The 22,381-nt window shown below is 73.7% G+C and carries 18 protein-coding genes, 1 pseudogene and 1 riboswitch; of the genes and pseudogenes, 11 read left to right on the top strand and 8 right to left on the bottom strand.

Annotation, left to right across the window (positions count from 1 at the left end; translation table 11 throughout):
• From K353_RS32555 to K353_RS32545, 3 genes and pseudogenes are all read right to left on the bottom strand, one after another.
• A pseudogene (locus K353_RS32555) lies at nucleotides 1-1,446 on the bottom strand (hypothetical protein); the annotation flags it as partial.
• 96 nt (nucleotides 1,447-1,542) lie between these two features.
• Nucleotides 1,543-2,334: a TetR/AcrR family transcriptional regulator gene (locus tag K353_RS32550; RefSeq protein ID WP_111557084.1), complete on the bottom strand. Its 792-nt coding sequence runs from the start codon at nucleotides 2,332-2,334 to the stop codon at nucleotides 1,543-1,545.
• 91 nt (nucleotides 2,335-2,425) lie between these two features.
• Entirely contained in the window at nucleotides 2,426-2,998 is a 573-nt protein-coding gene (locus K353_RS32545) for an NUDIX hydrolase (protein ID WP_370447695.1), read from the bottom strand.
• A 121-nt stretch (nucleotides 2,999-3,119) separates the two neighbouring features.
• On the opposite strand from K353_RS32545, the gene K353_RS32540 reads away from it, so the two are divergent.
• Both K353_RS32540 and K353_RS32535 read left to right on the top strand, forming a co-directional pair.
• A complete protein-coding gene (locus tag K353_RS32540; protein ID WP_199528316.1) occupies nucleotides 3,120-3,473 on the top strand; it encodes a hypothetical protein in 354 nt (117 codons plus the stop codon).
• Between the two features lie 84 nt (nucleotides 3,474-3,557).
• Nucleotides 3,558-4,787, top strand: coding sequence for a serine hydrolase domain-containing protein (locus tag K353_RS32535; protein WP_111557081.1), 1,230 nt, complete (start codon nucleotides 3,558-3,560; stop codon nucleotides 4,785-4,787).
• Nucleotides 4,788-4,866: 79 nt separating this feature from the next.
• Here the strand turns inward: K353_RS32535 and K353_RS32530 are convergent, their stop codons facing one another.
• Nucleotides 4,867-5,193: a hypothetical protein gene (locus tag K353_RS32530; RefSeq protein ID WP_100835497.1), complete on the bottom strand. Its 327-nt coding sequence runs from the start codon at nucleotides 5,191-5,193 to the stop codon at nucleotides 4,867-4,869.
• A gap of 206 nt (nucleotides 5,194-5,399) precedes the next feature.
• On the opposite strand from K353_RS32530, the gene K353_RS32525 reads away from it, so the two are divergent.
• Both K353_RS32525 and K353_RS32520 read left to right on the top strand, forming a co-directional pair.
• Nucleotides 5,400-5,828 carry a DUF6325 family protein gene (locus K353_RS32525; RefSeq protein ID WP_111557080.1) on the top strand — a complete coding sequence of 143 codons (429 nt, stop codon included), beginning with the start codon at nucleotides 5,400-5,402 and terminating at the stop codon, nucleotides 5,826-5,828.
• A 7-nt stretch (nucleotides 5,829-5,835) separates the two neighbouring features.
• On the top strand, nucleotides 5,836-6,189 hold the full coding sequence (locus tag K353_RS32520; RefSeq protein ID WP_233533978.1) for an SHOCT domain-containing protein: 354 nt from the start codon (nucleotides 5,836-5,838) through the stop codon (nucleotides 6,187-6,189).
• Nucleotides 6,190-6,277: 88 nt separating this feature from the next.
• Here the strand turns inward: K353_RS32520 and K353_RS32515 are convergent, their stop codons facing one another.
• Complete coding sequence (locus K353_RS32515; RefSeq protein ID WP_146616639.1) at nucleotides 6,278-7,321, bottom strand: hypothetical protein; 1,044 nt, start codon at nucleotides 7,319-7,321, stop codon at nucleotides 6,278-6,280.
• A gap of 271 nt (nucleotides 7,322-7,592) precedes the next feature.
• Here K353_RS32515 and K353_RS32510 point away from each other — a divergent pair, with 271 nt between their 5' ends.
• From K353_RS32510 to K353_RS32480, 7 genes are all read left to right on the top strand, one after another.
• Nucleotides 7,593-10,547, top strand: coding sequence for an AAA family ATPase (locus K353_RS32510; protein WP_111557077.1), 2,955 nt, complete (start codon nucleotides 7,593-7,595; stop codon nucleotides 10,545-10,547).
• Nucleotides 10,548-10,650: 103 nt separating this feature from the next.
• The gene (locus tag K353_RS32505; protein ID WP_111557076.1) at nucleotides 10,651-11,721 is read left to right on the top strand and encodes an aldose epimerase family protein; all 1,071 of its coding nucleotides are present in this window, start codon (nucleotides 10,651-10,653) and stop codon (nucleotides 11,719-11,721) included.
• 313 nt (nucleotides 11,722-12,034) lie between these two features.
• Complete coding sequence (locus tag K353_RS32500) at nucleotides 12,035-13,318, top strand: extracellular solute-binding protein (protein WP_233533977.1); 1,284 nt, start codon at nucleotides 12,035-12,037, stop codon at nucleotides 13,316-13,318.
• Nucleotides 13,319-13,424: 106 nt separating this feature from the next.
• Nucleotides 13,425-14,375 carry a carbohydrate ABC transporter permease gene (locus K353_RS32495; RefSeq protein ID WP_111557074.1) on the top strand — a complete coding sequence of 317 codons (951 nt, stop codon included), beginning with the start codon at nucleotides 13,425-13,427 and terminating at the stop codon, nucleotides 14,373-14,375.
• A gap of 50 nt (nucleotides 14,376-14,425) precedes the next feature.
• Nucleotides 14,426-15,325: a sugar ABC transporter permease gene (locus K353_RS32490; RefSeq protein WP_111557073.1), complete on the top strand. Its 900-nt coding sequence runs from the start codon at nucleotides 14,426-14,428 to the stop codon at nucleotides 15,323-15,325.
• 51 nt (nucleotides 15,326-15,376) lie between these two features.
• Nucleotides 15,377-17,104 (top strand): glycoside hydrolase family 13 protein, encoded by a 1,728-nt coding sequence (locus K353_RS32485; protein WP_111557072.1) that lies wholly within the window; start codon nucleotides 15,377-15,379, stop codon nucleotides 17,102-17,104.
• Nucleotides 17,105-17,129: 25 nt separating this feature from the next.
• Nucleotides 17,130-18,155: a LacI family DNA-binding transcriptional regulator gene (locus K353_RS32480; RefSeq protein WP_199528315.1), complete on the top strand. Its 1,026-nt coding sequence runs from the start codon at nucleotides 17,130-17,132 to the stop codon at nucleotides 18,153-18,155.
• Between the two features lie 124 nt (nucleotides 18,156-18,279).
• Here K353_RS32480 and K353_RS32475 read toward each other — a convergent pair whose 3' ends face one another.
• The 3 genes from K353_RS32475 to K353_RS37050 form a co-directional block, all read right to left on the bottom strand.
• Nucleotides 18,280-20,211 carry a long-chain fatty acid--CoA ligase gene (locus K353_RS32475; RefSeq protein WP_111557070.1) on the bottom strand — a complete coding sequence of 644 codons (1,932 nt, stop codon included), beginning with the start codon at nucleotides 20,209-20,211 and terminating at the stop codon, nucleotides 18,280-18,282.
• Between the two features lie 129 nt (nucleotides 20,212-20,340).
• Complete coding sequence (locus tag K353_RS32470) at nucleotides 20,341-20,541, bottom strand: hypothetical protein (RefSeq protein WP_111557069.1); 201 nt, start codon at nucleotides 20,539-20,541, stop codon at nucleotides 20,341-20,343.
• A gap of 113 nt (nucleotides 20,542-20,654) precedes the next feature.
• A complete protein-coding gene (locus K353_RS37050; protein ID WP_158585555.1) occupies nucleotides 20,655-21,986 on the bottom strand; it encodes a transglycosylase family protein in 1,332 nt (443 codons plus the stop codon).
• A gap of 5 nt (nucleotides 21,987-21,991) precedes the next feature.
• Nucleotides 21,992-22,161: riboswitch (cyclic di-AMP (ydaO/yuaA leader) on the bottom strand.
• Nucleotides 22,162-22,381: the final 220 nt, after the last annotated feature.

Genomic DNA, 22,381 nt, shown 5'->3' with positions numbered 1-22,381 from the left:
GGTTGCGGCGAAGGGGTTGAAGTCCGGGGGCGGGACGTTGACCAGTCGGCCCTTGGTGGGGTCGGCCTCCTCCCGCTCCTCGGCGGCGGCCGGGGCGGTGGTGGGCGTGGCGAACGCGTCCGTGGAGGCCGGCACCGGGGAGGCGGTGGTCTGGGCGGGCAGGTCGCCCGGGGCCGGGGTGCCGAACGGATTGAAGTCGGAGGGCGGTACCCGTACCGCCGTCCCCGACGGGCTGTCGGGCTGTTCGGGCGCGGCGACCGGCGTCGGGGCCTGTACCGGCGGGGCCGTCGGCGCCGTCGGGGCGGGGGTCGGGACGGCGGCCTGCGCGGGCACCGTCGCGGGTGCGGGTGCGGCTGGCGGCTGCGCCGGGACGGTCCGGCCCACCGGGACCGGGGTCGGGGCCACCGCCACGCCGTCCCAGGCGAGTTGGACCGTGCAGAGCAGGTCCGCGAAGACCTCGGTGTACACGTCCCAGTCCTCGGTGTCCGAGGTGGTCAGCTGGACGGTCAGCACGGTGGCGCCGTCCGGCATCGGCAGGAACGCCTCGACCGCGGTGCTCACCACCCGGCCGCTCGGGCTCTCGTCCCGCAGCTCCTTCAGCGCGGGGACGGCCCGGGTCTCCACCAGCAGCGCGGCCGGGCCGGACGGCAGCAGCACCGTCCACACCTCGGCGTACGGGCGCTCGGTGGACAGGTCCACCGCCAGGTCCTGGATCGGCTGGGCGCACCGGACGGTCGACACCACCAGCGACACCCGGGAGCGCCGGCCGTTCACCAGCAGGGCGCCGACCCCCGCGTACGCGACGTCCGCCGCCGCGAACCGCTCGGCCAGCATCGCCGCGACCACCGCGAAGTCGTTGCGCTCGGCCGGGGTGCCGCCCGAGAACACCTCCTCGGCGGTCTCCGCCAGGTGCGCGGAGAGCGCGTTGCCCGAGCCGCGGACGGTCAGGGTGTGGAACGCGGGCGGCACCACCAGCCGGGCCTCCACCCCCGAGCCGGTCGGCAGCTCGTCGGGCGCCACCGTCGCCCTCGGCTCCGCGAGCGCGGCGAGCGCCCGGGTGAACCCGGCCACGCCCTCCTCGTCCAGCCCGACCGGCTCGGCGGAGAGCCGCAGCGCGGAGGCCGCCGACACGTCGGTCAGTCCGAGCGCCGACGCCCCGTAGCGCTGGGCCAGCACCGGGACGGCCTCGCGGCCGGCGGCGGCGTTCGGACGGCGGTTGCCGGACACCTCGACGACGGTGCCGAGCCGGGGCACGGCGAGCAGGCCGGGGCCGATCTGGCTGATCCGCAGGCCGAACAGGGCCTTGGCGGCGGGGTGTTCGGAGCGGCGGAACGCGGTGAGCGCGTCGGCCCGGTAGTGGGTGGCGCGGCTGCCGAGAAGTGCGGCGCACGCCGCGTCCAGCGTGGCCGTGATCCGGTCTGCGGCGGCGAAGCCGTCCTGCGTCATTCGCCGAGCCCCCTCGTTCTCGGGTGTGGACAGTTCAGCCAATTCTTATCAGACCGCGACGGCGCGGACGGCGGGTTGGCCGGGGGCGACGGGAGGTCAGGGGGCGGGCGGGGCGGCGAGCCGGAACAGGGACTCGGTGAGGGCGGGGGCGGCGAAGGTCGCGGCGAGGTCGCGGAGCAGCCGGGCGGTCGGCCCGTCGGGGCGTTCGGTGGCGAAGAACTCGCCGAGCAGGGCGGCCAGTTCCGGGTCGCGGGTGGCGGTGACGGCGAGCGCCGCGACCAGCTCCTGGACCAGCTGGAGCTGGAGCGCCTCGACCGGGACGGGCCGGTCGGAGAGCCAGTCCAGCGAGCTGATCTCGGCGTTGGCGATCCAGGCCCGGACGGTCCGGCGCAGGGCCGGGCTGGGCACCGGGACGCCGAGGTGCAGCAGGATCTGCTCCTGCGCGGCCCGCCGGACCTGGTCGATGACGGCGTCCGCGTCCGGGCTGGCGGCGACCGAGCCGCCGCGCAGCAGGGCGGTGAAACCGGCCGCGTGGGACTGCACGAAGTCGAGGTAGCGGCCCATGACGCGGTACAGCCGCTCGGAGAGCGGACCCTCGCCGGGCTCCTCGAACCGCCCGGCCAGCTCGCGCCCGGCCCGGCGCAGCGCCTCCTCGTACAGGGCCTGCTTGCCCGGGAAGTAGTGGTACACCAGCGGGCGGGAGGCGCCCGCGGCGGCGGCGATGTCGTCGATCGAGACGTCCTCGGGCGCGCGGTCCGAGAACAGCTGGAGCGCCACCGCGATCAGCTGCTCGCGGCGCTCGTCGACGCTCAGCCGCCGCCGGGGCGCGCGGGAGGCGGGACGCTGTTCCTCCGCGAGGGGGGCCGCGGGCGGCGTACGGGAAGCCATGCGGCCCACCCTAGTTCTTCGGGCCCGGCCGGGGGCGACGAGGGCCCGGGGGCGCGGCCGGGGCGGCGGGACGGGGCGGGACGGTCGGCGGTCAGGCGGTGGCGCGCCGCTCCAGGTAGCGGCGGTACGCCTCGCGGCCGTCCGGGACGAACTCCCAGCTGGTGAGCCGTTCGGCGAGCTGCTCCTCGGTGAGCCAGTCGTACCAGGCGACCTCGGACTCCTGGGGGTGCACCGGGCCGTCCCACTCGGCCTCGTGGACGTCGGACCACCAGCTGTAGCGGTCGCCGTCGGTGTAGAGGAAGCGGAACAGCGGGCGGGTGCGGATGCCGGTGACGCCGAGCTCCTCCTCGGCCTCCCGGACGGCGGCCTCGGGGTAGCTCTCGCCGGCGCCGACCACGCCGCCGACGAAGCAGTCGTGGGCGCCGGGGGCGAACGCCTTGGTGTCGGTGCGGCGGTGGGTGAAGATCCGGCCCCGCGGGTCGCGGACCAGGACGAAGACGCAGCGGTGGATCAGGCCGTCGCGGTAGACCTCGGAGCGGGGGGCGGTACGCAGCACCCGGTCCTGTTCGTCGACCACGTCGAGGATCTCGTCGAGGTGGGTGGCGGGGCCGGTGAAGGGGCCGGCGTCGGAGCCGGTGGCCGGGCCGGTGGCGGGAGTGTCCATGTCCGCCATTGTGGCGGGCGCCGGCGGTCCGCGGCGGCGTCACCCGAAAGAGTTGGTATACGCAGGGATCGGCCCGGGAATGACCCGGACGGAACGTCAGGAACCGATCCGAGGAGCAGAGTTGAAGAACCGCGCCGCCGTCCTGTCCGTCGCCGCCGCCCTGGTCGCGTTCGGCACCGCGCTGCCCGCCTCGGCCGCCCCGGCCCCAGCCCGGGCCGCCGCCGCCGTCGGGTCGGTCCGTTCGGGCCTGGACTGCACCACCTGGATCCACCACAACGACCCGCTGTACGGAGGCGTCGACTGCACCAACAACACCGGCTCCCCGGTCACCTTCCACGCCGACATCGTCTGCGGCTGGGCGCCGGACGTGACGGGCAACTCGGTGACGGCCCTGCCGGGCCGGACCGAGGAGTCCTCCGGCCACTGCGCCGTCTACTCCTCGGGCATCGGGCACATCGGGTGGACGGTGGAGTGACGCCGGAGCAACCCGGAGCAACCCGGGGGACCCCGGAGGACCGCGAAGTGATCGCGGGGGAGCGCGGTTGTCTAGGGTGGAAGGGTGGAGAACCAGCAGATCCAGGGGTTCGCGGCGGCCGGGTTCGAGCCGGTCCGGGAGGCTTTCGCGGGCAACTTCCGGGAGTACGGGGAGTTGGGCGCGGCCTTCGCGCTGTACCTCGACGGGCGGAAGGTGGTCGACCTGTGGGGCGGGGACGCCCGGCCGGAGGTCGGGGCCCGGCCGGCCCCGGCGGTCGGCTGGGGGGAGGGGACGGCGCAGGTGCTGCGGTCCGTCACCAAGGGGCTGACCGCCTCCGCCGCGCTGCACCTCGCGCAGCGCGGGCTGCTCGACCTGGACGCGCCGGTGGCCTCGTACTGGCCGGAGTTCGCGCAGGCCGGGAAGGGGCGGGTGCCGGTGCGCTGGCTGCTCTCGCACCAGGCCGGGCTGCCCGCGCTGGACGTGCCGCTGCGGATCGAGGACGTGCTGGCCTGGGAGCCGGCCGCCGCGGCCGTCGCCGCCCAGGCCCCCGCCTGGGAGCCCGGCACCGCGCACGGGTACCACCCGCTGACCTTCGGCTGGCTGGTCGGCGAGGTGGTCCGGCGGGCCGGGGGCCGCAGCGTGGGCCGGTACTTCGCGGAGGAGATCGCCGCCCCGCTCGGCCTGGACCTGTGGATCGGCCTGCCCCCCGCCGCGGCCGGCCGGGTCGGCCGGCTGGTCGACCTGCCCGCGCCGGAGGCGGCCCGGCTCGCGCCCGGCGGGATGCGGATGCGCCCCAAGCAGTCCGTGCTGGACGCCTACCGGGACCCGCACTCGCTGACCGCCCGCTCGTTCGGCGCGGTGCGCAGCAGCGTGGACCTGAACGACCCGGCGGTGCAGGCGGTCGAGGTGCCGGGCGCGGGCGGGATCGGCACCGCCCGTTCGCTGGCCCGGTTCTACGCGGCGCTGATCGGCGCCGCCGACCGGGCCGACGCGCCCGGGCAGCGGCTGCCCGCGCTGTTCGAGCCCGGCACGCTGGCCGAGGCGGCCGGCCCCTCGGTGCAGGGACCGGACCGGGTGCTGATCGTCAACACCGTCTTCGGCCAGGGCTTCTTCCGGCACGGCGGCACCTCGCCGATGGCCTCCCCGGCGAGCTTCGGCCACCCGGGCCGGGGCGGTTCGCTGGGCTTCGCCGACCCGGAGCTGGGCATCGGCTTCGGCTACGTCACCAACGGCATGCAGCCGGGCGTCACCGGGGACGTCCGCTCCCGGGCGCTGATCGCCGCCGTCCGGCGGTGCCTGGCGGAGCGGGGCTGAGCCGTCCGGCAGTGCCTGGCGGGGCTGAGACCGGCGCCCGGGAGCGGGCGGAACGGACGGCGCGGGGCCGGGCCGGGCGTCAGGCCTGGCCCGTCTCGAAGCGGCTGACCCGGCCGTCCGGGGCGACGGTGAAGCGCCAGGCGGTGCGCATCTCGCCCCAGGTGTCGTTGCGGTAGTCGGCGACCACGGCGCGCCCGCCGGACTTCTCGGTCTGCACCTCGATGTGCCCGTGCGAGGAGAAGATCTCCCGGTCCACCCAGTCCGCCAGGTCGCGCTCCGAGCCGTCGTCGGACATCGTGGCGTCCTCGGTCAGGGCGGCGAAGAAGGCGTCCCGGTCACCGGAGTTGACGGCGCCGAGCAGGCGGCGGACGGCCGGGTCGGAGAGTTTGTCGACGGCGATGGTCATGGCGGGTGGCTCCTTGACGGTGGATCTTGTCCTGCCTCGACGGGACCACGGCGGGCCGCCGGCCGCCAGCCGCCTTGGGCCACCCGGAGCCGGGGCCGGTCCGCCGACCGCGTGGCGTGCCGCGCCCCTGCGGCATCCGTGTGATCTGATCCCGCTATGCGCGACACGAGGAACACCGGGGATTCGCCCACGGAAGGAGGCCCCCGATGGGACCGGCCGAACTGCTCGTCCTGACCTTCCCGGAGGCGACCGTCACCGCCGAGGCGGCCGGCGTGCTGGTCCGCCTGCGGGACGCGGCCGGGGTCCGGGTGATCGACTCGCTGGCGGTCGTCCGGGACGCCGGGGGCGAGGCGACCTACGGGGAGCTGACCGACTTCGCACACCTGCGGGGCGTCGCGGGCCTGGACGAGGAGGAGCTGCCGCTGATCGGGCCGGAGGACGCCCAGGAGGTGGCCGAACTGCTGGAGCCCGGCAGCGCGGCGCTGATCGTGCTGGTCGAGCACCTGTGGGCCGAGGAGGCCGCCGCGGCGCTGCGCGCGGCCGGCGGCCGGATCGCCTCCGGGGTGCGCATCCCGCCGGAGAACATCGAAGAGGCCGTCCGCGCCGCCGAGGCGCGCGTCGCGGCGGGAGAGTGAGGACGGCGTGTTCCGACCGATGAGGCCGATCCGGCCGGTGCGGGTGGTCCGCCCGGTGGGCCGTCCGCTGGCCCGCGGGCTGGTGGTGGGCGGCGCCGCGTACGCCGCGGGCCGGGCCGGGGCCCGGCGGGCTGCCGACGAGCAGGGCCAGGACGAGGCGATCGCTGAGCTGCGGGCCGAGCAGGACCGGGCCGCGCAGCAGCAGGCCGCGCCGGCACCCGTGCCCGCCGCCGCCGCTCCGGCCCCTGCTCCCGGCGGGGAGGACGTGGCGGACAAGCTGACCCGGTTGGCGGAGCTGGTGCAGCAGGGGCTGCTCACCCCGGAGGAGTTCGCCGCGGCGAAGGCCAGGCTGCTGGCCTGAGCGGCGCGTCACGGCTCGAACGGTGCCGGGAGCGCCGGGAGCGCCGGGAGCGCCGGGAGCGCCGGGAGCGGTCCGTCGGGGCCGGCCGTCACCACAGCTGGTCCCACCACCAGGCGACCTCGGGGTAGGGCGGCGGGGTGAGCCGGCCGTCGGCGGGCCGTTCGGCGCGTTCGGCGGTCGGGAGCGTCCCGGGGGTGCGCTCGGTGTAGCGGGCGGAGGTGAACCCCCACTCCAGGTTCCCGCTCACCATGTTGGACAACTGCTGGATGTAGCGCCGCAGTTCGGCCCCGGCCCGGCGGGAGGTGCGGTCGGCGAGGCGGAGGAACAGGCACATGGTGCGGTCGTGCAGGGCGGCGGCCTCCAGCAGGGCCTGCTCCCGGCCGCAGTCCAGGTGCCGCTGGAGCGCGTCCACGATGTTGCTCTCCAGCGCGCCGTGGTCGTCCTCGCGGCGGAAGGAGTAGACGTCGGCCGAGACGAGCACCAGGAACTTGGCGGCCTCGGTCAGCGCGTGCACCCGGGGCGAGTCCAGCTGGGACTGCGGGATGGCGGTGCGCTCGCAGACCTCGATGATCTCGATGCAGGAGCGGCTGCCGCGGTCCAGCGGGCCGATGGTCAGGTACTCGGAGAGCGTCATCGGCCGGCGCTCGGTGCGGTAGGCGACGATGGCGGCGGCGCCCATGAAGGACTCCAGCTGGCTGTCCGCCCAGCGCTTGACCGACAGCGCGGGGGCCCAGTCGCGGGCCCGGGCGAACACGTCGCGCACCGAGGCGACGTAGAGGTCGGTCTCGTCCGGATGGGAATTCGGCGAATTGATAACAGCCAGTAGTGTGGCTGCTATGGTGAGTACACGGGAGGGGTCCCGGCTGAGCCTGCCGGTGTCCCACTCGTCGTCCAGCGTGAGCATGCTGCACAGCCACTGCGAGACCAGTTCCAGCCCGGTGGTGCCGTCCGCGTCCTTGGCTATCCGGCAGACGAACTCGTGCGCGCCGATGGCGAGGAGACGGCGCCGCCGTTCCGCGTCCGCGGCGAATCCCATCGTTTCGAGCCAGAGTTCGGTGCTCTTGCCGACGGCTTCGTGATCGGGGTGCAGGCCGGACGGGATGGGGCAGAAGAGCGGGGGTATTGCAGCCAACGTGTCTCCAGTGCAGCCTGTTTCCGGTGCGCCGCTGATCAGGGTGCGCGGTCCCGGCGATGGCCTTCCCCGGCGAAGATCCACTACACCTTTGTGGTCTGAAAGTTATCCGATCGGATCGTCAGATGTCATGGCTGGTAAGGGATTTGCCCCGGCCTATACCGTCTAACCCTGCGTCAGGTGCCGCTGCCTGCACGAACGCCGCCCGCGCGGCCCGCGACGGCGCTAAGGTCGGGAACGGAGTGCCGGACGGCGAGGCGGAGGGACGGACGTGGCCGAAGAGCAGAACGGGCCGCAGGAGTGGGAGGCCGCCGCGGGCGCGGTCGGTCAGCGGCTTTGGGAACGCGATCAGGAACTGCGTTCCGTCGATCAGGCCGTGGACAGGCTGTGCCGCGAATTCGCCGCGGGCGGCCTGAAGATCGGCGAACTGCTGGTCTTCTCCGGCTCGCCCGGCATCGGCAAGACCTCGATGCTGGAGCAGGTCCGCCGGATCGCCGGTGCCCGCCAGGACTCGACCGTGCTGTTCGCCCGGGGCAGCGAGCGCCAGCGCCGGGAGCCGTTCCGGGTGCTGCGGCAACTGCTCCTGCCGGTGCTCAGCGACCTGGACGAGGACGAGGTCGAGGAGGTGTTCGGCAGCTGGCACAACATCGTCGCGCCGGCCATCGGACTGGCCCCGCCGTCCGACGAGGTCGAGCGGATCGACCCGCAGAGCGTCCGCGACGGACTGGACTTCGTCATCACCCAGCTCGCGCCCCGGCGCGCCCCGCTGGTGGTGATCGTCGACGACCTGCACGCCGTCGACCAGGAGTCGCTGACCTGGCTGGCGTCCTTCGCGGTGCGCGCCCGCGAACTGCCCGTGCTGCTGGTCTTCGCCTACCGGCACGAGTTCGAGGACGAGGCCCGCGCGCTGGCCCAGCAGATCCACGAACGGGCCGCCCGCAAGCACGAGTTGCTGCCGCTCAACCCGGTCTCGGTGGCCGCCATCGTGCACGGCGAGTTCGCCGAGGCCGACGACGCGTTCTGCCGCCAGGTCTGGGCGGTCACCGCCGGCGCCCCGTACGACACGGTGGCGCTGCTGCGCGAGGTCCGCGACCAGAACCTGGAACCGGTCGAGGAGAACTCGCCCCGGCTGCGCGACCTGGCCGCGGCCGCCCGCGGCGAGGGCCGGGACTACTGGCTCGACAAGCTCGGCACCACCGTGCTGCGCTTCGCCTGGGCCGCCGCGCTGCTCGGCACCGAGATCAAGGAGGAGCTGGCCGCCACGATCTGCGGGCAGGGCCCGGCGCAGGCCGCCGAGTCGATCCAGGTGCTGCGCCGGATGCGGGTCCTCACCAGCCAGCCCAACGGCAGGCTGGAGTTCGTCCACCCGCTGATCGCCACCTCGATCTACCAGTCGATCCCGCCCGCCGTCCGCACCGGGATGCACGGCATGGCCGCCACCGCGATCGAGAACAGCGGCGGCTCGCTGCTCTCCTCCTCCCGCCACCTGCTGGAGACCCACCCCGGCGAGGGCGACGACGTCATCGTGCGCAAACTGCGCCGGGCCGCCGCCGAGAACCTGGCCATCGGCGCCCCCGAGGCCGCCCGCCGCTGTCTGGAGCGCGCCCTGAACGAGCCGCCGGACGAGGAGGACCAGGCCGAGGTGCTGTACGAGCTGGCCTGCGCCAGCCTGCTCACCGACCCCGGCGCCACCGCCAACCAACTGCGCCGCGCCATCGACATGGAGGACGGCCTCAGCCCCGACCTGCGGGTCGAGGCGGTGTTCCGGCTCTCCGAGGTGATCGCCCACGGCGGCGACCTGAGCGCGGCCGCCGCGCTCTGCCTGGACGAGTCCGAGCGCGCCCCCGAGGGCCCCGGCCGGGTCCGGCTGCTGGTCGCCCACCTGCTCTACACCGCCCTGCAACGCGACGAGGCGGACGGCCCCGGGCGCGCCGCGCGGGTCCGCCGGCTGGTCGCCGAGGTCGACCCGGACAGCGAGGTGGCCCGCCCGGTCCGCGCGCTGTACGCCTGGGACCTCACGCTCCAGGGCGGCAACGCCACCGAGGCGCTGCGGGCCGCCGAGGACGCCCTGGTCGACGGCCGGCTGCCGCGCGGCCTCGGCTGGACCAACACCACCTGGAACTTCGAACTGCCCGCGCTGCTCGGCCTGTGCTTCGCCTACAACGACGAACTCGCCCGCGCCGAGAAGCTGTTCAGCTCCGCCATCCTGGAGTTCGAGATCGCCGGGTGGAGCGGCGCGCACCGGGGCTTCGCCTACTTCCTGATGGGCTACGCCCGGCTGCGCCGCGGCTTCCTCCCGGAGGCCGAGGACTTCCTGCGCCGGGGCCTGCGGATCGCCGACCGGATGGGCGCCGGCCTGCCGCTGACCTGGAACCTGGTCGGCGCGCTGATCGACACCCTGCTGGCCCGCGGCCGCGACCACGAGGCGTGGGAGATCGCGGTCAAGTACCGCTTCCTGCCGCCCTACCACCAGACCGCGCTGCTGCTGCCCGACGTGGCCACCATCTACGGCAAGCTGCTGATCTCGCGCGGCGACTACGGGATGGCCGTCGAGGTGCTCGCCGAGACCGGCACCCGGCTGGACAAGCGCGGCTGGCGCTCCACCGTGCACGCCCCGTGGGCCGGCTACCTGGCGGTGGCGATGGCGCACCAGGACCTGCCGTCCGCCCGGAAGAACGGCGAGGACGCGGTGGAGCGGGCCAAGGTCTCCGGTTCGCCGTCCGCGATCGGCACCGCGCTGCGGCTGGCCGCCAGCGTCTGGGAGGGCGCGCACGCCGTCGAGCTGCTCCAGGAGGCGGTCGGCTGGCTGGGCCGCTCCCCGGCCGGCTACGAGCACGCGCACGCCCTGGTCGACCTGGGCGCGGCGCTGGTGCAGGTCGGCCGCAGCCTGGAGGCCGCGGAACACCTGTACCAGGGCATGGAGCTGGCCAAGCACTGCGGCGCGGACGGGCTGGAGGTGCGGGCCCGCAACGTGCTCTCCTCGGCCGGGCTGCAGCCGAGCCGTCCGCTGGCCCCGGCCAAGGACACCCTCAACCCGCACGAGCTGGAGGTGGCCCGGCTCGCGGTCCGGCCGCTGCCGCCGCAGCGGATCGCCGAGGAGCTGGGCCTCCCGCTGGGGATCGTCAAGCAGCGGCTGGCCGCCGTGCACCGCAAGCTCGGCACCGGCCCGGAGGGGCTCGCGGACGCGCTCGGGCTGCCCGCCGACGGCCCGGGGCAGTCCGACTGACGGTTCGGCCGATCCTGTCGGCGCGCGGGGCGGGTCGCCGGTCCGCGCGCCGGGTCGGGCTACGCTGACCCGGCAGGGTGATCACGAACTGAGGAGCAGTCCCATGACCGCGTCGGCCGCGCCCACCGAGGTGCACCGGGCACCGTACGACCACTCCGGCGCCGGGATGGGGCTGGAGCGCTGGACGCTGCGGTCCGGCCCGGTCGAGGCGACCGTCATCACCCTCGGCGCCGCGCTGCACACCCTGACCGCCCCGGACCGCTCCGGCAACCCGGCCCAACTGCTGCTCACCAGCCGGGACGTGCGCACCCTGCTCGGCCCGGCCAAGCACTACGGGGCCACCGTCGGCCGGTACGCCAACCGGATCGCGGACAGCCGGATCACCGTCGACGGCGAGGACCACCCGCTGCTGCCCACCGGCGGCGGCGTGACCCTGCACGGCGGCCCCGACTCCTTCGCGCACCGGGTGTGGGACGCCGAGGAGATCCCCGGCGGGGTGCGGATGCACCTGCACTCGCCCGACGGCGACCAGGGCTTCCCGGGCGCGCTGGACGTCCGGGTCGACTTCACGCTCGCCGGCTCCGAGCTGGCGATCTCCTACCGGGCGGTGACCACCAAGCCGACGGTGGTCAACCTGACCAACCACGCCTACGTCAACCTGGCCGGCGAGGGCCGCGGCGACGTGCTGGGCCACCTGCTGACCCTCGACGCGGACGCGTACACGCCGGTGGACGAGCGGCAGATCCCGTACGGCCCGTACGAGCCGGTGGCGGGCACCCCGTTCGACTTCACCACCGCCCGGCCGATCGGCGCGGGCATCGCCGAGGAGCACCCGCAGCTGAAGTCCTCCCGCGGCTACGACCACAACTGGGTGCTGCGCGAGCGCCCCGCGGACGGGCCGCCGGTGCGGGCCGCGCTGCTGGCGGACCCGGGCAGCGGGCGGACCCTGGAGGTGCTGACCACCGAGCCGGGCCTCCAGGTGTACACCGCGAACGGCTTCGACGGCTCGGTCACCGGCCCGTCCGGGACGGCCTACGGCCCGTACGCCGGGGTGGCGCTGGAGACCCAGCACCACCCGGACTCGCCGCACCAGCCGTCCTACCCGTCGACCGAGCTGCGGCCGGGGCAGGAGTTCCGCTCGACCACGGTGCTGCGGCTGGGCACCGACGGCTGACCGGCCGAGCCTCGCCGAGGCCCCCGGGAGCGCTGCTCCCGGGGGCCTCTTCGGCTGATCCGGGGCCGGTCGACCGCAAGGAGTTTCCGCAAGGCGACGGATGGTCAAGGCGCGCGGCGGCAACTCCAAGGACACGTGGACGTAACGATCTCCGCCGCCTTGCAGAAATTTGCTGCAAGGACTTTCAGTCCCGGTTGCTGCGCTGTTACGTTCCTGCTCAAGCCCGACGGCCGCAACGGCGCAGTCGGCTCGGGACAGCCATTATGCGCGGTCCTCCTCCCTCTCGGGCACCCCCACCTTTCAAGGAGTTTCCATGCGGCGTGGCATCGCGGCCTCCGCTCTCGTTGCGGCTCTCGCAGTCACCATGGCGGCCTGTGGCAGCAGCGGCTCCGGCTCGGACGCCAAGGGCGACGGCGGACCGGTCACCCTCACCTACTGGGACACCTCGAACGCCACCAACGAGGCGCCGAACTACCAGGAACTGGTCAAGAAGTTCGAGGCCGCGAACCCGAACGTCAAGGTCAACTTCGTCAACGTGCCGTTCGACACCGCGCAGAACAAGCTGCAGACCGCGATGGGCGCCAAGGGCGCCCCGGACGTCTTCCGCTCCGAGGTCGGCTGGACCTCCGCCTTCGCCAAGGCCGGCTACCTGGAGCCGCTGGACGGCACCCCCGCGCTGACCGACGCCTCCGTCTTCCAGCCCTCGCTGATCAAGCAGGCCACGTACTCGGGCAAGGTCTACGGCGTCCCGCTGGTCACCGACACCCTGGCCCTGATGTACAACAAGGAGCTCTTCGCCAAGGCCGGCATCACCGCCGCCCCCACCACCTGGGACGAGCTCAAGGCCGACGCCGCCCAGCTGAAGGAGAAGGCCGGCGTCGACGGCTTCTGGCTGAAGGCCGCGGACGGCTACTACGCGATGCCGTTCCTGTACGGCGAGGGCACCAACATGGTGGACGCCGCCGGCAAGAAGATCACCGTCAACTCGGCCGAGGCCGTCAAGGCGGTCGACACCTACAAGTCGATGTTCACCTCGCCCGGCACGGTCAAGGCCGACGTCACCACCGACGCCTACGCGCACATGATGGACGCCTTCAACAGCGGCAAGGTCGCGGCGATCATCCAGGGCCCGTGGGAGGTCACCAACGTCTACAAGGGCGCCGCGTTCGCCGACCCGAAGAACCTCGGCATCGCCGCCGTCCCGAACGGCTCCACCGGCAAGGGCGGCGCCCCCACCGGCGGCCACAACGTCTCCGTCTACGCCGGCTCCGACGCCGCCCACAAGGCCGCCGCCGAGAAGCTCGCCGCGTTCCTCACCTCCGCCGAGAGCCAGACCTTCCTCGCGCTGAAGAACGGCACCCTGCCCACCCGCAGCGACGCCTACACCGCCGAGGTCAAGGCCAACCCCGGCATCGCGGACTTCCAGGCGATCCTGCCCTCCGCCCAGCCGCGCCCCGAACTGCCCGAGTACGCCTCGCTGTTCGGCTCCTTCGGCACCAACCTCGGCAAGATCGTCCAGGACCAGAGCGACACCAAGGCCGGCCTGGACGCCACCGCCACCGACTACGCGAAGCTCCTCCCGGACTTCACCAAGTAAGAGATCGGCCGCCCGGCCCACACCTGACGGTGGGCCGGGCGGACCCGTCCAGCCCCCCAGCAGTCGCCGAGGCAGGCGGCGGACCTCCCGGAGAAGGTGTCAACCCATGGCAGTTGCGGTCGTACAGCGCATCAGGCTGTCGTACTCGAAGTACTGGTACGCCTACGCGATGATCGCGCCGGTCGTGATCGTCCTGGGGGTGCTGGTCGGCTACCCGCTGGTGCGCGGCATCTACCTGACCCTGACCAACGCCACCAGCCTCAACGTCGGCCGGCAGATCGGCGTCAACCACATCCCCGACAGCTTCGACTTCGTCGGGCTGGACAACTACGCGGACGTGCTGTGGGGGCCGACCGCGTACGACCGCTTCTGGTCGCACTTCATCTGGACGGTGGCCTGGACCGCGATCTGCGTCGTCCTGCACTACACCATCGGCCTGGCCCTGGCGATGCTGCTCAACCGGAAGATGCGCGGCCGCGGCCTGTACCGGCTGGTGCTGATCCTGCCCTGGGCGGTGCCGACCTTCGTCACCGTCTTCTCCTGGCGGCTGATGCTCGCCGACGGCGGCGCCGTCAACGGACTGCTGTCCTTCCTGCACCTGCCCGAACCGGCCTGGCTCTCCGACCCGCTGGCGCAGAAGGCCGCCGCGATCATGGTCAACACCTGGGTCGGCGTGCCGTTCATGATGATCTCGCTGCTCGGCGGGCTCCAGTCGATCCCGAGCGAGCTGTACGAGGCCGCCGAGATGGACGGCGCCAGCCCCTGGCAGCGCTTCCGCTACGTCACCCTGCCCGGCCTGCGGACCGTCTCCTCCACCGTCGTGCTGCTCGGCGTGATCTGGACCTTCAACCAGTTCGCGGTCATCTTCCTGCTGTTCGGCTCCGGCGCCCCCGACGCGCAGATCCTGGTCACCTGGGCCTACCGCCTCGGCTTCGGCCAACAGCCCTCCGACTACGCGCAGTCCGCGACCTACGGCATCCTGCTGCTGTCGATCCTGGTCGTCTTCACCAGCTTCTACCGCCGCTGGCTGGCCCGGAACGAGCAGGCCAACGGATGAGCCCCGAGACCGCTTCCCCGACCGAGGAACCCGACCAGGCAGGCAGCCCCATGACACTCACCGCCGACCGCCCCGCCGCCGGAGCGGCCACCACCGAGCGCCCCGCCAAGGTCCGCCGCCGCGGCCGGTCCTCGCCGCTGGCCGCCGCGCTCGCGCACGGCGCCCTGATCGTCGCCAGCCTGATCGCGCTCTTCCCGGTGCTGTACATCGCGTACATCTCGCTCGGGCCGGACGACAACGACTACCTGCACCCGGCGAAGATCTTCGACAAGATGACCCTCGCCAACTACGGCAAGGTGATCAACGACACCGGGTTCTTCACCTGGTTCGGCAACTCGGCGATCGTGGCCGCCGGCACCACCGTGATCGGCGTGCTGATCGCCGCCTCCACCGGCTACGCGGTCTCCCGGATGCGCTTCCCCGGCTACCGCCAGCTGATGTGGACCCTGCTGGTCACCCAGATGTTCCCGATCGCGGTGCTGATCGTGCCGATGTACTACATCCTGTCGAACCTCGGCATGCTGGACAGCTACACCGGCCTGATCCTGGTCTACTCGGCCACCACCGTGCCCTACTGCGCCTGGCTGCTGAAGGGCTACTTCGACACCATCCCGGTGGAGATCGACGAGGCCGGCCGGGTCGACGGGCTCTCCCCGATCGGCACCTTCTGGCGGCTGATCCTGCCGCTGGCCCGCCCGGGCCTGGCGGTGGCGGCGTTCTACTCCTTCCTCACCGCCTGGGGCGAGGTCGCCTACGCCTCGACCTTCATGCTCTCGTCCGACAAGTACACCCTGGCGGTCGGCCTGTCCTCGTTCGTCAGCGAGCACGACCACCAGTGGCAGCTGATGGCCGCCACCTCGGTGCTCATCGCCATCCCCGCCGCGGTCGTCTTCTACCTGGTGCAGCGCCACCTGGTCACCGGTCTGACGGCCGGCGCCGCGAAGTCCTGAACCCCGCCACCTCCCACGCCACTTCCACCGCCTCCAAGGGAAGACCGTCCAATGACCCAGAACCTGGCCGACGCCTCCGGGCCCGCCGTTCCCGCCGCCGGTCCCGCCGCCCGGACGACTGCCGCGAACGACGCCGCCAGAGACGGCTGGTGGCGGGACGCGGTCATCTACCAGGTGTACCCGCGCAGCTTCGCCGACGGCAACGGCGACGGCATGGGCGACCTGCCCGGCATCCGCGCCCGGCTGCCCTACCTGCGCGACCTGGGCGTGGACGCGGTCTGGCTCTCGCCGTTCTACGCCTCCCCGCAGGCCGACGCCGGCTACGACGTGGCCGACTACCGGGCCGTCGACCCGATGTTCGGCACCCTGCTGGACGCCGACGCGCTGATCCGCGACGCCCACGAGCTGGGCCTGCGGATCATCGTCGACCTCGTCCCCAACCACTCCTCCGACCAGCACGAGTGGTTCCAGCGCGCGCTGCGCGAGGGCCCCGGCTCCCCGCTGCGCGAGCGCTACCACTTCCGCCCCGGCCAGGGCGCGGACGGCGAACTGCCGCCCAACGACTGGGAGTCCATCTTCGGCGGCCCGGCCTGGACCCGCACCGCCGACCCGGACGGCACCCCCGGCGACTGGTACCTGCACCTGTTCGCCCCCGAGCAGCCCGACTTCAACTGGGACAACCCGGCGGTCGCCGACGAGTTCCGCTCCATCCTGCGGTTCTGGCTCGACATGGGCGTCGACGGCTTCCGGATCGACGTCGCCCACGGCCTGGTCAAGGCCCCCGGCCTGCCCGACCTCGGCGGCCACGACCAGCTCAAGCTGCTCGGCAACGACGTCATGCCGTTCTTCGACCAGGACGGCGTGCACGCCATCTACCGCAGCTGGCGGCAGATCCTCGACGAGTACCCCGGCGACCGGATCGGCGTCGCCGAGGCCTGGACCCCGACCATCCAGCGCACCGCCAACTACGTCCGCCCCGACGAACTGCACCAGGCGTTCAACTTCCAGTACCTGGGCACCGGTTGGGACGCCGCCGCGCTGCGCGAGGTGATCGACGTCTCACTCGACTCGATGCGCCCGGTGCAGGCCCCCACCACCTGGGTGCTCTCCAACCACGACGTCACCCGGCACGCCACCCGGTTCGCCAACCCGCCCGGCCTGGGCACCCAGATCCGCACCCCCGGCGACCGCGCCCTCGGCCTGCGCCGGGCCCGCGCCGCCACCCTGCTGATGCTCGCGCTGCCCGGCTCCGCCTACCTCTACCAGGGCGAGGAACTCGGCCTGCCCGACGTCACCGACCTGCCCGACGAGGTCCGCCAGGACCCGTCCTTCTTCCGGCAGGCCGGCCAGGACGGCTACCGCGACGGCTGCCGCGTCCCGATCCCGTGGTCCGGCACCGAGGCCCCCTACGGCTTCGGCCCGCACCCCGGCGGCCCCAGCTGGCTGCCGCAGCCCGCCGAGTGGGCCGGCCTGTCGGTGGAGGTCCAGACCGGCGACCCGACCTCGACGCTGGAGCTCTACCGCTCCGCGCTCGCCGTCCGCCGCGCCCAGCCCGCGCTCGGCGCCGGCGACCGGGTCGGCTGGCTGCCCGCCCCCGAGGGCGTGCTGGCCTTCCGGCGCGACTCGGCCCGGGGCTCCTTCGTGTGCACCGTCAACACCACCGGCGAGGGCGTCCGCATCCCCGCCCCCGGCCGCCTGCTGCTCGCCTCCGCCGAGACCGGCCCTGCGGAGAACGGCGTAGAACTCCCGGCCGACAGCACCGCGTGGTGGGCGGTCTGACGTGGTTGCAATAGGCTCTGGGATCGTGACTACGGCGCGACTCTCCGACATCGCGGCGCAGGCGGGGGTCAGCGAAGCCACCGTCAGCCGCGTACTCAACGGCAAGGCGGGCGTCTCCGCGACCACCAGGCAGACCGTGCTGGCCGCGCTCGACGTCCTCGGCTACGAACGGCCCACCCGGCTGCGCCAGCGCAGCGCCGGGCTGATCGGCCTGATCACCCCGGAGCTCAGCAACCCGATCTTCCCGGCCCTGGCCCAGGTCATCGAGCAGGTGCTCAGCCGGCACGGCTACACGCCGGTGCTCTGCACCCAGACGCCGGGCGGCTCCACCGAGGACGAACTCGTCGAGATGCTGGTGGAGCGCGGCGTCGCCGGCATCGTCTTCGTCTCCGGCCTGCACGCCGACACCACCGCCGACCACGACCGGTACGCCAAACTCACCGGCCGTCAGGTCCCGTTCGTGCTGATCAACGGCTACAGCGACAGGATCGCCGCGCCGTTCATCTCCCCGGACGACCGGGCCGCGATGCGGATGGCCGTCCAGCACCTGGTCGAACTCGGCCACGAGAAGATCGGCCTCGCGGTCGGCCAGCAGCGGTACGTGCCGGTGCTCCGCAAGATCGAGGGCTTCACGGCCGCCGTCCGGCAGCTCACCGGGCGCACCGAGGAGCAGGCCGGGGAGCTCGTCCACCACACCCTGTTCAGCGTGGAGGGCGGGCACGCCGCCGCCCAGGCGCTGCTCGACAAGGGCTGCACCGCGATCGTCTGCGGCTCCGACATGATGGCGCTCGGCGCGATCCGGGCGGTGCGCCAACGCGGGCTGTCGGTGCCGCAGGACGTCTCGGTGGTCGGCTTCGACGACTCCCCGCTGATAGCGTTCACCGAACCGCCGCTCACCACCGTCCGGCAGCCGGTCGAGGCGATGGCCACCGCCGCCGTCGACGCCCTGCTGGAGGAGGTCGGCGGGAACCCGGCGCAGCGCTCCGAGTTCATGTTCCAGCCCGAGCTGGTGATGCGCGGCTCCACCGGGTCGGGCCCGCGCAACGGCTGAGGCGCCCCGCACGGCTGGGGCGCCCCGCACGGCTGGGGCGCCCCGCACGGCTGGGGCGCCCCGCACGGCTGGGGCGCCCCGCACGGCGCGGCCCCCGGGAGGACCGCCTCCCGAGGGCCGTCCGCTACGCGTAGAGCTGCTCGACGTCGCGGCGGTAGGCGGCGCCGACAGCCTGGCGGCGCACCTTCAGCGAGGGGGTCAGCAGTCCGCGCTCCTCGGTGAAGTCGCCCGCCACCACCCGCGCCCGCCGGATCGACTCGGCGCGCGAGACCGTCGCGTTGACGCCCCGCACCGCCTCGGCGAGCGCCGCCAGCACCGCCGGGTGCACCGGGACGGCGCTGCCGACGTCCACGCCGTCCGGCGCGGCGCGTGCGGGGGCGGGGGCCGCGGCGGGAGGGGTGGGCGGGTCGAGCGCGAGGAAGCGCTCCACCGCCTCGGCGTCCAGGGTGAGCAGCGCGCCCACGTACGGGCGGCCGTTGCCGACCACCAGGGCCTGGCTGATCAGCGGGTGGCCGCGCAGCCGGTCCTCCAGCGGGCCGGGGGAGACGTTCTTGCCGCCGGAGGTCACCAGGACCTCCTTCTTGCGGCCGGTGACGGTCAGGTAGCCGTCCTCGTCCAGCCGGCCCAGGTCGCCGGTGGCGAACCACTGCGGCCGCCGGGGCCGTGGTGCGCCCAACTCGTAGTAGCCGTCGAAGAGCTGACCGCCGGACAGGAACACCTCGCCGTCCTCGGCGATCCGCACCGCGCTGCCCGGCACCGGCTGCCCGACCGTGCCCGGGCGCGGTCGCAGCGGCGGGTTCACCGTGGACGGGCCGCTGCTCTCGGTCAGCCCGTAGCCCTCGTGCACCAGCACGCCCGCGCCCGCGAAGAACAGCAGCAGCTCCGGGTCGATCGAGGAGCCGCCGCTGATCGCGTACCGCACCCGCCCGCCCATCGCCGCCCGCACCCGCCGGTACACCAGCGCGTCGTACAGGCCATGCGCCAGGCGCAGCGGGAGCGGCACCGGACGGCCGCCGGCCAGCGCGTTCAGCTCGGCCCGGGCGTGGCGCACCGCCACCGCGGCCGCCCGGTCGAACACCTTCACCGCGCCCTTCGACTGCGCCTCGGCCCGGCCCAACTGGTGGATCTTCTCGAACAGGTAGGGGACGCCGACCAGGAAGGTCGCGCCGAAGGAGGCCAGGTCCGGCCGCAGGTCGGCCGGTTTCAGGGAGGGGCTGTGGCCGATCCGGACCCGGCCGTACACGCAGGTCACCTGGATCATCCGGCCCAGCACGTGCGCCAGCGGCAGGAACAGCAGGGTGCACGGCGCCCGGCCGGTCGCCTCCTCGAAGACCGGCCCCAGCAGGGCGTGGCAGTTCGCCGCCTCCGTGAGGAAGTTGGCGTGGGTGAGCAGGCAGCCCTTGGGGCGCCCGGTGGTGCCCGAGGTGTAGATCAGCGTCGCCTCGTCCGCCGGGCCCCGGGCCCTCCGGCGGCGGTCCAGCTCCTCGTCGGGGACGGGGCGGCCGAGGGCGGTGAGCTCGCCGACGGCGTCCTCGTCCAGCCGCCACAGCGGGACCGTGCCGCCGGTGCGGGCGATCGCGACCGTCAGCACCTCGGCGGTTCCGGCGTCCTCCGCGAGCGCCAGCACCGCCCCCGAGTCCCGGACGATCCACTCCGCCTGCTCCACCGAGGAGGTCGGGTACACCGGCACCACGCACGCGCCGGCCGCCCAGGCGGCGAAGTCCAGCAGCGTCCACTCGTACCTGGTCCGCGACATCAGCACGATCCGCGCGCCGGGGCCCACCCCGACCGCGACCAGGCCGCGGGCCACCGCCGCGACCCGGTCCGCGAACTCCCGCGCCGTCACGTCCCGCCAGGAGCCGTCCGGTTGACGGCGGGTCAGCACCACCGCCTCCGGTGCGGCCGCCGCGTTGCGGAACGGCAGGTCGCCCAGGCTCCCGTCCCCGGGCGGTGGCACCAGGTACGCGGACCGGGCCTCGACGACCCGCCCGCCGGTGCGGAGCACCTCGACGGGTGGGCGGGCGGCGCGGGCGGCCCGGGCGAGGGGGTGTGCCATGAGCGAACTCCCTTGGGTGGGGTGGGGGTTCGCCCAGGGTAGGTACTCGCCGGTAAACTTACTAGACGGTAAGTTACTTGACAGTCACGGAGGTTGCGGGCTCCGGGAGCCCCGGTCGCCCGCCGGGGGTCAGCCCTCTTCTGCGGTGGGGGGCTGGGGGGCGAAGCGCTCGCCGTCCCCGGTGCCGCCGGTGCGCGCGATGGTGCGGCGGTCGGTGGAGAGGTAGTCGCGGACGACCAGTTCCACCGCGTCCTGGGGGCTGGCGGCGCCGACGCGCATCATCACCTCCAGGGCCAGGTCCGCGTCCAGCGTGATCGTCATCTTCGCCATGGTGCTGCTCCCCGGTCGTCGAGCGTCGAGCGTCGAGCCTTCTCGGGCCGAGGATAGGCCGCTGCCCCCGGGGCCGACCAGGGTCCCCGGGGGCAGCGGCGGTGTGCCGGGTGTCAGACGCGGCCCGCGAAGTCGGGGGCCCAGTTGGCGACGGTCTCGGTGCGGACGCCGGCGCTCGGGTTCGCGGCCTCGACGTACTTGCCGTCGCCGACGTACAGGGCGACGTGGTAGACGCCCGAGTTCGAGCCGTTGTTCGACCAGAACAGCAGGTCGCCCGGCTGCAGGCTGTCCAGCGAGACGCGGGTCGAGTAGTCGGCCTGGTCGGCGGCGACGCGCGGCAGGCTGATGCCGGCCTGGCGGAACGCGGCCTGGGTCAGGCCCGAGCAGTCCCAGCCGCCGTTGCCGGTGCCGCCGTAGACGTACGCCTGGCCGACCTTGGACAGCGCGAAGTCGATCGCGGCGGCCTTGGAACCGGTCGCCTTGGCGGCGGTGGTGGTGCCGGCGGTCGTGGCCGCCGTGGTGGTGGCGGTCGACGCGGTGGCGGTCTGCGTCGAGCCGGTCGACGACTTCGCCGGGGCGGCGGACGGCTTGGCGGCGGAGCGGTTGTTCGTCCAGGACGATCCCTGGGCGGCGGAGGACTTGGTGGTGGAGGGCTTGGCGGCGGAGGACTCGGCGGCCGGCGCCGACTGCTGCGCGGTGGCGGACCCGCCGAGGGAGAGCTGCTGACCCGGGTAGATCATGTCCGGACCCTCGGTGAGGACCGAGCGGTTCAGGTCGTACAGCTTCTGCCAGCCGCCGTCGACGTGCTGGTTCTGCGCGATCGCGGACAGCCAGTCGCCCGCCACGACGGTGTAGGTGCCGGCGGCCCGGTCGGTGGTGGCGGCCGGGGCGCTCTGCTCGGCCTGCGGCCGGGCCTGCGAGGTGCCCTGCGACCAGCCGTGCTGGGACTTGCCCTTGCCGCCGGACTGCGGCTGCGACTGCTGGGCCTGCGGCTGCTGGGTCTGGGTCTGGGTCTGCTGGGTCCGGGCCGGGGCCGGGGCCTGGGTCTGCGCGGAGCCGGAGGTGTTCACCTCGGGGGCGGCACCGCCCTTGGTGAGGCCGGCCTGGATCGAGCACACCGGCCAGGCGCCGGGGCCCTGCGAGGCCAGCACCTTCTCGGCGACGGAGATCTGCTGGTCCTTGGTGGCCAGGTCGGCGCGCGAGGCGTACGCGGTGCCGCCGAACTCGGCCCAGGTGGAGGCGGTGAACTGGAGGCCGCCGTAGAAGCCGTTGCCGGTGTTGATCGACCAGTTGCCGGTGGACTCGCACTGCGCGACCTTGTCCCAGGTCGAGACGGTGGCCGCGGAGGCGGCGCCACCGGTCAGGCAGGGGATCGTGAGCCCGATGCCGACGACACCGGTGGTGGCGATCAGGCGGCGGGCGCGCTTGGCGCTGATGGGCAGCATGAAGAAGCGTTCCTCTCCCACGCCTGCGAGGTGAGCTGTCGGATTCGGGCTGGAGTTGCCCGGCCGCGCGCACCGTGTGGTGCGCCCGGCTTCACCCCGAGCCCCGTGCGGTCCTTCGACCGCCCGGGGCGACTTACCTGGTTCCCCCGCCCCTGCCGTGGTGCGTTGTGCATGAGCCGGCCCACCCGGCGGCAGGACTCGGCGTCCCGGGTGAGCTGGGTCCGTGTGTCCACGAACGTGGGCAGGAGATTAAGCGGAATTCAACGCAATCCGCAAATGCCGGTGACGGGCGTCACAGGGCCCGGAATCGGCGATCAAGCGATATCCGGCGAACTCCCGGACGGGTGGCGGAACCTGCCCGGGCGTCAGTCGATAAGCGATCTTGTGTCCGCTTT

The organism is Kitasatospora sp. SolWspMP-SS2h, assembly GCF_003259315.1.
Taxonomy (GTDB): Bacteria; Actinomycetota; Actinomycetes; order Streptomycetales; family Streptomycetaceae; genus Kitasatospora; species Kitasatospora fiedleri.
Note: the sequence above shows the minus strand (reverse complement) of the source record. Positions and strands in the feature narration are given on the sequence as shown.